This window comes from Blautia sp. LMAG:36 (assembly GCF_008680535.1).
Lineage (GTDB): Bacteria > Bacillota > Clostridia > Lachnospirales > Lachnospiraceae > Blautia_A > Blautia_A fusiformis.
On sequence record NZ_NALB01000007.1, the window covers coordinates 146,695 to 161,390 of the forward strand.

Below are 14,696 nucleotides of genomic sequence, written 5' to 3' on the forward strand. Positions count from 1 at the left end.
AGCTCCTCTGTCTCTTAATAATTTCCAAGAACACGGAGAACATTCGCCTCCGCCTCGATTCCTCTTAACGCATTCTCCACAGCGCTTTCGCCAAGTTTCCCTGTGAAATCCACGAAAAAACGGTATTCCCAGGATTTTCCCGGAATCGGACGGGATTCAATTTTGGTCATGTTCAGTCCGTTGTAGATAATATGTGAAAGCATGTTGTAAAGAGTTCCGCTTTCATGAGGCAGCTCAAAACAGATGCTGATCTTCCCGGCCTTTTCCTCGTATTCCGGTTTCCTGCTTACAATAATAAAACGTGTAGAGTTTGCTTTTTCTCTGCAGATATTTTCTGCAAGGACCTTCAGACCAAATACCTCACCAGCCTCACGGCTTGCGATAGCTGCCACGCCTTTGTCCCCCACCTCACTGACCTTTTTGGCCGCGCCTGCGGTGTTTTCCACTTCCTTCTTTTTCCAGGAAGGGTTTTCCTCCAGAAATGCCTTGCACTGGGCAAGCCCCTGAGGATGAGAGCAGACTTCCCTGATATCCCCTATCTGTGCATCCGGCATGCCCAGAAGCACATGATCCACACGGATGATCTGCTCGCCTACGATATACAGCTTGTACTCCATAAGAAGGTCATAGATATCAGCCACGATACCTGCAGTAGAATTCTCAATAGGAAGTACCGCATAATCGGCCTTGCCATGGGTTACATCCTCCATAGCTGTCCTCCATGTTTTTACATGGTAGCTTTCGATATTTTTCCCAAAGTACTGCCGCATAGCCGCATAGCTGTAGGCTCCCTCTACACCCTGGAACACAACCGTTGCGTTTTCAAGGGGAACATGCTTCACAGTTGTGAAATTGCGCTCTCCGTAAATCCCATGCTCTGTCAACAGCTGGTACTGTCTCTTACGGCTGATGGCCATGATCTGACGAAAAAGCTCCTGCACGCCGAGGCTGTTAAAGTCCCCGTGGGCCTTGTTTTTCAGCGTATGGATCTTCTGGCTCTCACGTGCCGGATCCAGTACCTGCTTACCGGTTTTTATTTTATATTCAGCGACTTCCTCACTCACCTTCATTCGTTTTTCAAAGAGACGTACGATCTCACTGTCGATCTCATCGATCTCGTCTCTGTATCTTTCCAAATCCGTCATTGGTTTCCTCCGTTATGTTTCCTGATAATTTCTGTAAGATCCCCCAGGAACGCCAGGGAACCAAAAGCAATGATCACATCCTCTTTTCCTGCCAGCTGATAGGCCTCTGCTACTGCGGCTTCGATGTTGTCAAAGGGCCTTACATCAGAATGAAATTCCCGCACCGCATCTGCCAGCTCCTGCGGGGTCAGAGCCCTGGGGTTATCCGGTGCCGCAATCGTCAGGATGGTATCTGCGTATTTTTCTGTTTTCCGGATGACCTTGCGGTAATCCTTGTCACGGAACATTCCCATGATGTAGATGATCCTTTTCCCCTTAAAATACCGTTCAATGGATGCTGCCAGCATGTCTGCCGCTGCAGGGTTATGAGCTCCATCAACCACAAAATCCGGTTCTGTCCCGAGAAGTGCAAATCTTCCTGGCCAGGTGGTACGCTTCAGTCCATCCTGTCTCTGGACCAGTGTTGTGGGATATCCCTGTTCATTCAGGATTTCCAGTGCCCGGAGCGCTGCCACCGCATTCTCTTTCTGATAGGCACCTGCCAGGGATATTGTATATTTTTCTCCTTTATAAAGAAAGGTCTGGCCGGTTATGGATGCTTCCAGTACCTCTGCGCTGTCCCGGTCTGCTGCCTCGTACGGCACATTCTGTTCTTCACATATTCTCCGTATGACCGCCTCTGCCTCCGGCTGCTGCTTTACAGTTACCATATGACTGTCCGGTTTAATGATGCCGGCCTTTTTTTCTGCTATCTCGCCCAGGGTATTTCCAAGAAATGCCGTATGATCCATACTGATGGATACCAGAATGGAAAGAACTGTAGTACTTATAATGTTGGTGGCATCCAGATCACCGCCCATACCAACTTCCATTAATACCAGATCGCATTTCTCATCCCGAAAATAAAGAAATGCGGCTGCAGTTTCAATTTCAAATACTGACGGATGCGGTTTTCCCTCTTTTACGATCTCATCGATCACCTCCGCGATCCTTGTCACATATGCTGCAAATTTCTCTCTGCTGACAGGTTCTCCGTTAACCTCCATCCTCTCTCTGTAGGAATAGACCGCCGGGGAAATATATCTTCCGACCCGGTAACCTGCACCTGATAAAGCGGAATACAGATATGCGATCACAGAACCCTTTCCGTTAGTTCCCGCTACATGAACATACTTCAGTTCATCCTGGGGATCTCCAAGCCGCCTCATCAGTTCTCTCATATTTTCCAGTCCCAGAACAATTCCCTTTTTCAATTCCGCAGCTCTGATGTAGGCACGACTTTCTTCATAATTCATCGTCTGTTTTCTCCTTCCGCATGTGTTGATGATCCATTACTGCTTTTTCACTTTGCAGTAATAATTTTGTTCATTATAACCCACGTGTATATTTTTTTCAAGGCAGGGAAGGCTATTAAAGACGCTTTTCCACGTTAAATATATTTAAAGTCCAGGCGGATATTCGCAGCCCCGCAGGGGACTTTCTTAATTCAGTTAAACTGACATTTTTCCGGAAAGCGCAGGATTTCTGCTGATGAGAAGGAGCTTTAAAATGCAAAAGAAGGATTTTTTTCTATGTGGTTTTACAGGCTGGTGTCTGGAGATCTTATGGACAGGACTGCACTCTCTTGTCACCGGACATTTTACTATGATGGGCAAAACCTCTCTTCTGATGTTCCCTATTTACGGACTTGCAGCACTGATCCGTCCGGCTTACTACAAGCTTGCCCGCTTTCCGGTTATGGTACGGGGGATCATTTACAGCTGCGGGATTTTTTTCGTGGAATTTTTAAGCGGATCTTTTTTTCAGAAGCTTCACATCTGTCCCTGGGATTATTCTCATGTTCCGCTTCAGTATAAAGGAGTGATCCGGCTGGACTATGCTCCTCTGTGGTTTTTTACCGGTCTCTTTTTCGAATGGCTTCTTCGACAAAATCCTCGGAAAGTCTCTTGAAAATCTCACAGTTATATTATATGATAACTGGAAGGAATCTTATTTCCAGTAAATAATTGGAGGTACAACATGAGACATTTAATGAGTCCATTGGATTTCTCGGTTGAAGAGCTTGATAAGCTTCTGAATCTCGCCGACGACATCGGGAAAAATCCAAAAAAGTATGCGCATACCTGTGATGATAAAAGGCTTGCGACATTGTTTTACGAACCAAGTACACGTACACGTTTAAGTTTCGAAGCAGCCATGATGAATCTTGGAGGAAAGGTTCTCGGTTTTTCTTCTGCTGATTCCAGCTCCGCATCCAAAGGCGAAAGCGTTGCCGATACTATTCGCGTTGTTTCCTGTTATGCAGATATCTGTGCTATGCGTCATCCGAAAGAGGGTGCTCCGCTTGTAGCTTCTATGTCATCCAACATTCCGGTGATCAATGCCGGTGATGGCGGCCACCAGCATCCTACCCAGACATTAACCGATCTTTTAACTATCCGCTCCCTGAAGGGCAGACTTGACAATATTACCATCGGCCTCTGTGGTGACCTGAAATTCGGCCGTACCGTTCACTCTCTGATCGAGGCTCTGGTCCGTTATGAAAATGTGAAATTTGTTCTGATCTCTCCGGAGGAGCTTCGTATTCCAAGCTATATCCGTGAGGATGTTCTGAAACGCAACAATGTCGAGTTTGTCGAGGAGGAACGTCTGGAGGATGCACTTCCGGATCTGGATATCCTGTACATGACCCGTGTTCAGAAGGAACGTTTCTTCAACGAAGAGGATTATGTCCGCATGAAAGATTTCTATGTTCTGGACAAACAGAAAATGGAGCTTGCACCGAAGGATATGTATGTCCTCCACCCACTCCCACGTGTTAACGAGATTTCTGTTGAAGTGGATTCTGATCCACGTGCCGCTTATTTCAAACAGGTCCAGTATGGTGTGTATGTCCGTATGGCCCTGATTCTTACATTACTGGAGGTGGAACTGCCATGTTAAACGTAGGTGCTCTTCGTGAGGGTTATGTTCTGGATCATATCAAAGCCGGCAAGGCAATGACGATTTATCATGACCTGAAGCTGGATAAGCTGGACTGTACGGTTGCTATCATCAAAAATGCCCGCAGCCAGAAAATGGGAAAAAAGGATATCATCAAGGTTGAATGCCCCATCGAGGATCTGGATCTGGATATCCTTGGTTTTATCGATCATAATATTACCGTAAATATCATCAAGGACGAAAAGATCGTTGCAAAGAAAGAGCTGAAGCTGCCGAAGCAGGTTGTGAACGTGATCAAATGCAAGAATCCTCGCTGCATTACTTCCATCGAGCAGGGGCTGGATCAGATTTTTGTTCTTGCAGATGAAGAGAATGAAGTTTACCGGTGTAAATATTGTGAGGAGAAATATAGAGGTAAACGGAATAAATAGGGATTCAAGGATTCCTGCGAGAATTATTGACAAACAGACGCGTCCGGCTCCTGCGAAGGCCTGAATATCGAAGCGGGAACCGGGCGCTGTGTTTTCATAGAAAAGTTTTTTACAAAAAAGCAACTGATATTTTACAGAACATATCTGCAAAATACAGTTGCTTTTATTATGTGCTTATTATCATACACAGTCAGACCGATAAGCCGGGTTATGTCGTTGGGTGATCATCTATCTAGGCCTTCCGTTGCCAGAAGGCTCCAGCGACCTACCTGAAAGCACGACGGGCCGCCGTATGGCTTTCTTCTCGGTCTTGCTTCGAATGGAGTTTACATGTGCCCGCTCTGTTACCACAGCGGCGGTAGTCTCTTACACTGCCTTTCCACCCTTACCCCGCAAAACGGGGCGGTTTATTTCTGTTGCACTGGTCTGGGAGTTACCTCCACCGGACGTTATCCGGCATCCTGCCCTGTGAAGCCCGGACTTTCCTCGTCTGGACCCTTTCGTCTGTCCAGCCGCGATCACCTGGCCTGGCTGCGCACCTGCTATTTTAACACAGGTGTATAGACTTGTAAAGTTGGAATTTTCTTGGTCTCCTATGTCTTTTACATGGAAATCCATCCAAATGCATTTGCCACAGAACTGAAAAGAATGATCGCCGCAAAGATTGGGCAAAGATACTGGATCATAAAATTAAAGATTCTTTTTCTGCGGAAAGTACCACCTTCCTGCAGTACTTCCTCTTCAATCTTCTTTGTACCAACTACTCTGGATATCAGAAGACAGGTAGCAATCGCTGCGATCGGCATCATGACAGAGTTCGTCAGGAAATCAAAGAAATCAAGGAACTGCATTCCAATGATCTTAACACACGCCAGAGGACCATAGCCAAGAGAAGAAAGACTTCCGAGAACAACCATGATAATTCCGACAAATACTGTTGCCTTCTTGCGCCCCCATTTCAGTTCATCCTGAAAAGTAGATACTGCACTCTCAGTCAGTGCAATAGAACTGGTCAAGGCTGCACAGAGAACCAATACAAAAAACAGGATTCCAACCAAAGTTCCAAATCCCATGCTTGCGAATACCTTCGGAATCGTAATAAACATCAGTGCCGGTCCCGCCTGTAACGTATCCGGATTTCCACCGGAGAATGCAAACACAGCCGGAATGATCATCAGACCTGCCATCATTGCGATCGCTGTGTCAAAAATTTCTACATTTTGTGTAGACCCTTCAATAGATACATCCTTTTTCATATAAGAACCAAAAGTTACCAGAATACCCATTGCGATCGACAGAGAATAAAACATCTGTCCCATTGCCGCAACCACTGTCATCCAGGAGAAGTTTTTGATATTTGGTATCAGAAAATATTTCACACCTTCCAGTGCTCCTGGCCTCGTTACCGAATAAATGACAATGACCACAGACAAGAATACCAGTATCGGCATCATTAATTTGGAAACTCGTTCCACGCCATTCTGCACACCTGCATAAATGATCACCAGCGTAAGCAGTGTAAAAAACAGGAAACAGGTTTCTGTAGAAAATCCATCCGCTATAAAAGCAGAAAAATATCCGTCTTCAGCAAGAATCTGACTGCCTCCCTTTACATACTCCACCAGGTATTTAATTACCCATCCACCGATCACGGAATAATACGGCACGATCAGAACCGGTATGATCGCATTGATCCAACCGCCCAAAGACAGCCACTTTGATTTACCAAAAGTTCCAAACGCACCTACCGGACTTTTCTTTGTCATACGTCCCAGAGCTGTCTCTGCCACGATCATAGAATATCCGAAGGTCAATGCCAGAATGATATAGATCAGTAAAAAAATTCCACCGCCGTACTTTGCCGCCAGATAAGGGAATCTCCATATATTCCCAAGCCCTACCGAAGCACCAGCTGCAGACAGTACAAATCCAATCTTCCCGGAAAATGTACTCCTCTCATGTTTATGTTTCTCCATAATTCTTCCTTTCCCGTCACATATTTGTTTTTTGTATTCTTTATGTCTTCTCAATTTCCGCTCATATGATAATACCATGCTTTTATCCCTCAGGCAAACAATATATTAAAAAAATACAGAGCCTATATTTCCTGAATTACTGTTCACTCCATTCTCAGTAACACGCTTCGCGGTGCACAGAATTTATGCTAATCACATAAATTCGCGCAGTATGGCTCGGGTTTTCTGTGACCTTCGCTCACAAAAAACACCTCGCGGAATATTACCAGTAAACAGTAATTTTCCTGTTCTGCATCCCACAACCATACTCTCCGCACATTTTATATTTTTCCTGCCAGCTGGATGCACCAGCCTGGGGGAGAGGATATCGGTTTGGGCTGCTGCGGAGGAGGGGTGATAACTACTTGGGCTGCGGGAGTCGGCGTTATTGCGGCAGGGTCAGCTGTCTGAGCCAACGGCGAGTTCTGGCCCTGCCGCAATGCTTTTAGCCGACTCACGGAGTCCTAGTAGTATCCCCCGACGGAGTCCCTGCCCGGACCGATATCCTCTCCCCCAGGCGTCCGTCGTCCGCCATCCGCCATCCATCATTCTGCTTCCACCACTTTCCCCAGCAGTATCCCCCCTACGCAACCATCCACTCTGACGTTATCGTCCAAACATTCGTTCGTAAATTAATTTCCTACCGGATCTCCAACGTCCACTCCCGCCGATCCACAACCTCACCGATCACCCCAGCCTGCAGACCAGCCGCATCCAGCCGCTTCATGATCTCCTGCACATCCCTCTCCGGAACCGCCGCCAGCAATCCCCCAGAAGTCTGCGGATCAAACACCAGATCCTCCCGCCAGAGCTCTGCCACACTTTTCACTCCGGTTTTCTCAGCAAACTCCCGGTTCCTGTAAGCCCCACCCGGAATCAATCCCATAGAAGCAAACTCCTCCACATCCGGAAGCACCGGCAGCTTCTCCGTATCGATCACAACCGTCCGGTCACTGGCCACAGCCATCTCCGTAGCATGTCCCCCAAGACCAAACCCCGTCACATCCGTACAGGCATGAACCTCAAACTCTTTAAAAACCTCACAGGCATCCCGGTTCAGTTTCTTCATGGAAGCCAAAACCGCCTTACGTGCACCTTCCGTCACCAGATCCGCCTTGATCGCCGTATTCACGATCCCCGCACCCAGCGCCTTCGTCAGGATCAGCTTATCTCCGGTCTGCGCTCCAAAATTCTTCCAGAACTTCCTCGGATCTACAAAACCCGTCACACTGAGCCCATACTTTGGTGTATCATCCTGGATCGTATGGCCACCGGCAAGAACCGCCCCGGCCTCCATCACCTTATCCGCACCGCCACGCAGGATCTCCCCGAGGATCTCCACATCCATATCCTTCGGAAACGCCACAATATTCAAAGCTGTCTTCGGAGTTCCACCCATGGCATACACATCACTCAATGCATTTGCCGCCGCGATCTGCCCGAAATCATAAGGATCATCTGCCACCGGAGTAAAAAAATCCAATGTCTGGATCAGTGCCAGATCTTCGGAAACCTTATAAACGGCCGCATCATCCGAAGTGTCCGTTCCAACCAGAAGATCCGGATCACAGAACTTTGGCAGCCCGCCAAGAACTCCCGCCAGAGTCCCCGGTCCTACCTTAGCTGCACAGCCACAGTTTGGAGCCAGTTTTGTCAATTGTATTTTTTCTTTCATGATCATTTTCCCTTTCCTTTAAGTCCTGTAAATCCCGTCATCCATCCGCAGCACCACAGAGGACTTTAACTTTTCCGATTCACACTCAAAAGGCTCCACACACCACAGATCCTATGCACAGAGAAATCCTAATCTTCTCATCTTTGTGCCAACCGATATCTGCATTGCATAGAGCCTTATATCTACACATAGCTTTTTTTATTCATACAATTAATTTATACATTAAAACAACTACCGCCAATAAACTCCCTCAGAAGCGAATTAAACGGAACGCCTTCACTGGGCACCGGCACAAAATAATCCAGGAACTTCAAAAGCCGCTTCGCCTCCTGATACTCCGGTTCACTCTTGTCAATTCCAAAAAGCAGCGGTTCCGCATAAACCTTCAGGCAGGCAAGCTCATACACAAGAGCTGAATTAAACATCACATCTGCTTCCTCCTGGAACGGAAAAATATTCTGCTCCTCGCCTCTCCGTACAGAAGGCCACCTTGCAATGGTATCCTTTGCGGAAGTTCCACGTGTACGTGCATCACGGACAATTCGGCGTATCAGTCTTCCATCCGTTGTGGGGATCCGGTTATGCTCATCAATGTTCAGCTGTGTCAGTGCACTGATATAGATCTTAAACTTACTCTCTTTTGGAAGGGCATAACTCAATTTGTCATTGAGCCCGTGGATACCCTCAATGACCAGGATATCATCTTTTCCAAGCTGAAGCTGGTCTCCCCGGTATTCCCTGCATCCGGTCTTGAAATTAAATGTAGGAAGATCCACGGTTTTTCCCGAAAGGAGATTCAGCATATCTTCATTAAACTGCTGCGTGTCAATGGCTTCCAGACACTCATAATTCTTTTCTCCGAATTCATCCAGCGGCGTATGTTCACGATCCACAAAATAGTTATCCACAGCAATGGGATGCGGCTTCAGACCATGAGCAGAAAGCTGAATCGATAATCTGTGAGAAAAACTGGTCTTTCCGGAAGAAGACGGACCTGCGATCATTACGAACTTTACATTGCCCCTTCTCCGGATCTCCTCGGCAATCGAAGAAATCTTGGCCTCATGAAGTGCCTCCTGAATCAGCATCAGGCTCTGCACACCTTCTCTTGTGATCCGGTCATTGAGATCTCCTACAGTGGCAACATCCAGCTTATCGCCCCACTCTTCCGATTCCTTCTGCACATGGAAGATCTTAGCCTGGGGTTCAAAAGGCTCCAGCACATCCGGGTTCTTCTGCCTCGGAAGGATCAGCACAAAGCCTTCATCATAAAGCTGCAGATCAAAATACTTCACATAGCCGGTATCCGGTGCCATAAATCCGTAAAAATAATCCTCGAAATTTTCCAGGCTGTAAATATTCACTCTGGAAACCCGCCGATAACGGAACAGCTTTTCTTTATCATACATATGATGCCTGTGGAACATGGAAACGGCATCATCCGTGCTGACACTGCGTTTGCAGATCGGAAGCTTCCGTTCTACCAGTTCCCGCATCCGCACTTTTACCCGGTCAAGAAGCTCCTGATCCAGGGTAGCACTGCCTTTCATGGTAAAATAAAGAGCATTTCCAATAGAATAATGGATCACAACATGATCCACATTCTCTTTTCCAGCTACATCAAAAATTGCCTTCAAAAGAATAAAGATCGCACTTCTCCGATAGGTTTTTCGACCGGCACTGTCCTTTGCGGTTATAAATCCCAGTGTACAGTCATGCTGAAGCTTCTTGTGAAGCTCACGGAGCTTTCCGTTTTCAGTCACAAGGATCACCGGATACTCTGTTTTGCCCTCATAATCCCTTATGATCTCAGAATACGGTGTCATTTTGGGGTATTCCCTTGTTTCTCCGTTTATGGTCACTTTAATCATTGTCTGTTCCATAACGATCCCCTCCACAGGCTTATATATTTATACAGCTGCCCGATTTTTCGGACAGCCATGTGTTTCACAATTCATTTTTCCGAAACGGATAATCTTATTCCGTCCCGCTACATATTCATGAATACAAGCACTTTTTGCGATCCGCTTTTACAAAACAGTATATGGATTTTTCACACTGGCGCAGGTTGTCTTAAGCGCAGAGAATGCCTCATTCAGTTCCTTCTCCATAGCTTCCGCAAAAATATACTCCGTACCGTAATGTCCGGCATCTACGATTGCCAGACCATCTGCCATAGTATCAATGGCAGTATGATAATCAATATCTCCTGTCACATATACATCCGCACCGGCGGCCATTACATCACCGATCATACTCTTTCCGCTTCCTGTACAAATCGCTACAGTCTCGATCTTCCGATCCAGATCACCGTAAACCCGCACATCCGGAAGATGATTGCATTCTTTTACATATTTTCCAAACTCACCAAGAGTCATAACATGGGGAAGCTTTCCTACTCTTCCGAACCCCTCCGGCTGCTCCCCGGATCCATCGGTAACTGTAAGCACCCTTGTATCCTGAAGCTTCAGATGATCTGCGCTTAAATCTGCCATTCCAATCACATCATAATTGGTATGCATGGCAAAATACGGGATATCCTCCTTTATCAGACGGAGGATCTTTCTTCCGGTAAAGGTATGATTGTTGATCTTTTTGATTCCGGAAAAGATCATTGGGTGATGGGTAAGGATCATATCCGCACCAGCAGCCACCGCCTCATCCAACACCGGTTCCGTAAGATCCAGCGCAAGAAATACATGGGAAATCTCTTTCTGGTCATCTCCCACCAGCAGTCCCACATTATCCCAGTCCTCCGCAAATTTTTGCGGATGGTGCTCATTCAGCCATTCGATCAGTTCATATGCTTTCATATCGTTTCAGAGCTGTATGGATCAGCTCCATTTCCTCCTTTACTTCTGCCAGACGAGTTTTTGCGGAAACAGACTCTGCCCCGGAAAGACCGGCAAGTATTTTCTTACGGATCATTTCCTCCCGGATAAGATACTCTTTAAGGACCGGGTGACATTTTTTCAGAAGGAGAGGTCCAAACCAGGCCTCTTCCTCTGTGTAAACAGTCTTTTCTCCCGAATTGTTACGTACCGCTTTCATCATAGGATAAAATTTTCCGTCTTCTTTTATCATTTCTTCCCTTACGATCTCCCAGCCGATCTCAGAAAGAAAATGTCGGAAATGAGGAAGGTCCGACTGAGGCTGCAGGATCAGTTCCTGAAACCCCTCCCGGACCTTCGCTCCATCCTTTAATATCCTTTCCATCAGAGGACCACCCATTCCCGCGATCACCAGGGTATCACCTTCTCCCGGCTCAAGCTTCGCAAGCCCGTCGCTCAAACGGGTCTCTATGTAATCTTCAAGGCCATAACGGGTAATATTCTCCCTGGCTCTTGAAAGCGGTCCCGGGCGTACATCCATGGCAATGGCTGACGGAACTGTTTTTTCACTGACAAGCCAGATCGACAGATAGCCATGGTCACATCCTACGTCTGCCAGCCGGTTTCCTTTTGTTACCATACCGGCAATGGCACGAAGACGCATGGAAAGCTGTACGGATATATTTTTATCAGTCAAGATAATCCTTCAGCTTGCGGCTGCGGCTGGGATGACGCAGCTTGCGCAGAGCTTTTGCCTCGATCTGACGAATACGCTCTCTTGTGACATTGAACTCTTTACCAACTTCCTCCAGAGTTCTGGCACGTCCGTCGTCCAGTCCGAAACGGAGGCGGAGAACCTTCTGTTCACGGTCAGTAAGCGTACTTAAGACTTCTACCAGTTGCTCCTTCAGAAGTGTAAATGCAGCTGCATCTGCAGGTACCGGAACATTATCATCCTGGATGAAATCGCCAAGATGGCTGTCTTCCTCCTCACCGATAGGAGTTTCCAGAGATACCGGCTCCTGGGAGATCTTAAGGATCTCACGTACACGGTCTACCGGCATGTCCATCTCCTCAGCGATTTCTTCCGGCGTAGGTTCACGTCCAAGCTCCTGGAGCAGCTGACGGGAAACACGGATCAGCTTGTTGATGGTCTCAACCATATGCACAGGGATACGGATGGTACGCGCCTGATCTGCAATGGCTCTTGTGATAGCCTGACGGATCCACCAGGTTGCATAGGTACTGAACTTGTAGCCTTTTCTGTAATCAAATTTTTCAACAGCTTTGATAAGGCCAAGATTTCCCTCCTGGATCAGGTCGAGGAACAGCATTCCACGTCCAACATAACGCTTTGCAATGCTGACAACAAGACGGAGATTGGCCTCTGCCAGACGTTTCTTGGCAGCTTCATCCCCCTTTTCCATTCTCTTGGCAAGCTCGATTTCCTCATCTGCACTTAACAGACTGACTTTACCGATCTCTTTCAGGTACATACGGACCGGATCCTCGATGCTGACACCTTCCGGTACAGAGAGGTCGATCTTATCAAGCTCTACCTCTTCTTCATCTTCCATCCCATCCATATCCATATCGTTATCAAGGAGGAGTTCGTCACCGCTGTTTTCTGTGATACGGAGAACGTCCACACCGCTGGCCTCCAGGAAGTCAAAAACCTTCTCCATCTGATCCACTTCCAGTGGAGAGTCCTTGAAAAAGTCACTGATCTCCTGATATTCCAGCACATTCTTTTTCTTTTTTGCAAGTTCAAGAAGCTCTACAAGTTTCTCGCTGAATTTTGCCATATTCATTTCCATAGGTGCTCTATACCTCCATATAGTGTTTATATTTTATCCTTAATTGAAAGAAATATGCAGTTGCTGCCTCTTTCTTCCAAGGTCTTCCAGTTCTTTTTTTGCTTTTATCAGTTCCTGAAGCCCGGCCATGTCTGACGGGTCCCAGGTACGGTTTTTTTCTTTGAGGCTTTCTTCCTTGATCCGCAGCAGCGCATCGGAAAAAGCTCTCTGCTGTTCTCCTTCGTTTTCCAGATGAATGGTGGCATTAAAAAGTGACGCTACTTCTCTCTGTTCCTCGCTGTCTGTAAACGCATTGAGAAGTTTTCCCGGATTGGTCTCCCCTTCTTTATGCTGGTCAAACAGCATCTGGGCCACTTCTTTATACAGCGGCACCACAAAATCTGACGGTGATATATATTTCTCCACCTGTTCAAAGATTCCCGGATAATTCACAAGCCAGGTAAGCATCAGCTTCTGGGCCTTATCTGCGGCGGATTCTTTTTTCTTTGTTTCCGGAGTCCCGGATTTCGGCTGGATCCGCTTCTCTGCAGGCGTTCCTTTCAGAGCCAGTGTGTTGACCCTTTTCCGGATATCTTCCGTGCCCACTCCATAGCGGCCGTATTCCTTTACAATGGCTTCTATATAAAGATTCCTCTCCAGTTCATCGGAAAGCTCCAGAAGCATCCCGGCACACCGCTCAAAAAACTGATTCTGTCCCTGGGGTGCATCCATGGCAAATTCCTGTTCCGCAATATGTACACGAAACATAAAGCTGTCCATGGCCCGGTTCAGACGTTCCTCAAAGGCCTCCGCTCCTTCATTCTTGATGAACTCGTCCGGATCCTTCCAGGGCTTCAGGCTTACTACCCTGGACGTGACTCCCGCCTCCCGCAGGATCGGGATCGCACGAAGTGCCGCCCGGATTCCTGCACCGTCACTGTCATAAAGAAGCAGGACTTCCTTGGTGTAACGTTTCACAAGACTTGCATGTCCAGAGGTCAGTGCAGTTCCAAGCGACGCCACTGCATTGGTAAAGCCAGCCTGATGCATGGCGATCACATCCATATATCCCTCACAGAGGATCAGATAATTCTTCCTGGTGGTCCTGGCCACATTCAGCCCGTAAAGATTCCGGCTCTTATCAAAGATCTTCGTCTCCGGTGAATTCAGGTACTTGGGCTTGCCATCTCCCATGACACGACCTCCGAAACCAATGACCCGGTTGTTTACATCCATGATCGGGAAGATCACACGGTTCCAGAACTTATCATACATGCCTCGCCGCTCATCTACATTGAACAGGCCGGATTCCCGGAGGAGTTCATCACTGTAGCCCTTACCCTTAAGATATTTGTACAGATCATCACTATACTTATCCGAATATCCAAGACCGAATTTACGGATGGTTTCCTCGGAAAGACCTCTTCCTGTCAGATATCCGTAAGCCGTCTTTCCGCCTTCTCTCCGGAGCTGATAATAAAAGTACTGTGCTGCCAGCTTGTTGATCTCCAGAAGATTTGCTCTCTGTTCTGCTTTTTCTCTGGCTTCTCTGGAATACTCGATCTTCGGAAGCTCTACCCCTGCCCGGTCAGCCAGATGTGACAGCGCCTCACCAAACGAGTAATTCTCATATTCCATGATAAAATTGTATACGTTTCCTCCTGCCCCGCAGCCAAAGCAGTAATACATCTGCTTGGATGGTGTTACGGAAAAGGAAGGGGTTTTCTCATTATGGAAGGGACACAGCCCAAAATAGGAACTCCCCCTCCGTGTCAGTTTCACATACTGGGATATCACGTCTACAATGTCATTTTTCATTCGGACTTCTTCTATGATGTCATCTGAATAACGCATGCTTAT

Annotated in this window: 12 protein-coding genes and 1 other RNA gene; 3 read left to right on the top strand and 10 right to left on the bottom strand. The window is 47.1% G+C overall.

What is annotated here, in order from left to right; all coding sequences use genetic code 11:
* Positions 1 to 14: 14 nt before the first annotated feature.
* Positions 15 to 1,145, bottom strand: coding sequence for a prephenate dehydratase (pheA, locus tag CCC17_RS10215; RefSeq protein ID WP_021650329.1), 1,131 nt, complete (start codon positions 1,143 to 1,145; stop codon positions 15 to 17).
* Entirely contained in the window at positions 1,142 to 2,440 is a 1,299-nt protein-coding gene (locus CCC17_RS10220; RefSeq protein WP_287083030.1) for a bifunctional folylpolyglutamate synthase/dihydrofolate synthase, read from the bottom strand. The genes pheA and CCC17_RS10220 overlap by 4 nt, the downstream gene beginning before the upstream one ends.
* A gap of 253 nt (positions 2,441 to 2,693) precedes the next feature.
* Between CCC17_RS10220 and CCC17_RS10225 the strand changes: the two genes are divergently transcribed.
* From CCC17_RS10225 to CCC17_RS10235, 3 genes are all read left to right on the top strand, one after another.
* On the top strand, positions 2,694 to 3,095 hold the full coding sequence (locus tag CCC17_RS10225) for a putative ABC transporter permease (RefSeq protein WP_044960605.1): 402 nt from the start codon (positions 2,694 to 2,696) through the stop codon (positions 3,093 to 3,095).
* Positions 3,096 to 3,164: 69 nt separating this feature from the next.
* On the top strand, positions 3,165 to 4,088 hold the full coding sequence (gene pyrB / locus CCC17_RS10230) for an aspartate carbamoyltransferase (RefSeq protein ID WP_022426605.1): 924 nt from the start codon (positions 3,165 to 3,167) through the stop codon (positions 4,086 to 4,088).
* Positions 4,082 to 4,519, top strand: coding sequence for an aspartate carbamoyltransferase regulatory subunit (locus CCC17_RS10235; RefSeq protein WP_015525765.1), 438 nt, complete (start codon positions 4,082 to 4,084; stop codon positions 4,517 to 4,519). Before pyrB ends, CCC17_RS10235 begins: the two co-directional genes overlap by 7 nt.
* Positions 4,520 to 4,702: 183 nt before the next feature.
* On the opposite strand, the gene rnpB is transcribed toward CCC17_RS10235, so the two are convergent.
* The 8 genes from rnpB to dnaG form a co-directional block, all read right to left on the bottom strand.
* An RNA gene (rnpB, locus tag CCC17_RS10240) (RNase P RNA component class A) lies at positions 4,703 to 5,053 on the bottom strand.
* 68 nt (positions 5,054 to 5,121) lie between these two features.
* Positions 5,122 to 6,495, bottom strand: coding sequence for a sodium-dependent transporter (locus CCC17_RS10245; protein ID WP_015525764.1), 1,374 nt, complete (start codon positions 6,493 to 6,495; stop codon positions 5,122 to 5,124).
* Between the two features lie 679 nt (positions 6,496 to 7,174).
* Complete coding sequence (gene selD / locus CCC17_RS10250) at positions 7,175 to 8,209, bottom strand: selenide, water dikinase SelD (RefSeq protein WP_330418235.1); 1,035 nt, start codon at positions 8,207 to 8,209, stop codon at positions 7,175 to 7,177.
* 215 nt (positions 8,210 to 8,424) lie between these two features.
* The gene (locus tag CCC17_RS10255; protein WP_015525762.1) at positions 8,425 to 10,092 is read right to left on the bottom strand and encodes a nucleoside kinase; all 1,668 of its coding nucleotides are present in this window, start codon (positions 10,090 to 10,092) and stop codon (positions 8,425 to 8,427) included.
* Positions 10,093 to 10,239: 147 nt separating this feature from the next.
* On the bottom strand, positions 10,240 to 11,022 hold the full coding sequence (locus CCC17_RS10260; RefSeq protein ID WP_173775702.1) for a Nif3-like dinuclear metal center hexameric protein: 783 nt from the start codon (positions 11,020 to 11,022) through the stop codon (positions 10,240 to 10,242).
* Entirely contained in the window at positions 11,009 to 11,737 is a 729-nt protein-coding gene (locus CCC17_RS10265; protein WP_278654717.1) for a tRNA (adenine(22)-N(1))-methyltransferase, read from the bottom strand. Before CCC17_RS10265 ends, CCC17_RS10260 begins: the two co-directional genes overlap by 14 nt.
* Entirely contained in the window at positions 11,730 to 12,857 is a 1,128-nt protein-coding gene (rpoD, locus tag CCC17_RS10270; protein ID WP_021651146.1) for an RNA polymerase sigma factor RpoD, read from the bottom strand. The genes CCC17_RS10265 and rpoD overlap by 8 nt, the downstream gene beginning before the upstream one ends.
* Positions 12,858 to 12,896: 39 nt before the next feature.
* Positions 12,897 to 14,690, bottom strand: a complete 1,794-nt coding sequence (dnaG, locus tag CCC17_RS10275; RefSeq protein WP_118513724.1) for a DNA primase — start codon at positions 14,688 to 14,690, stop codon at positions 12,897 to 12,899.
* Positions 14,691 to 14,696: the final 6 nt, after the last annotated feature.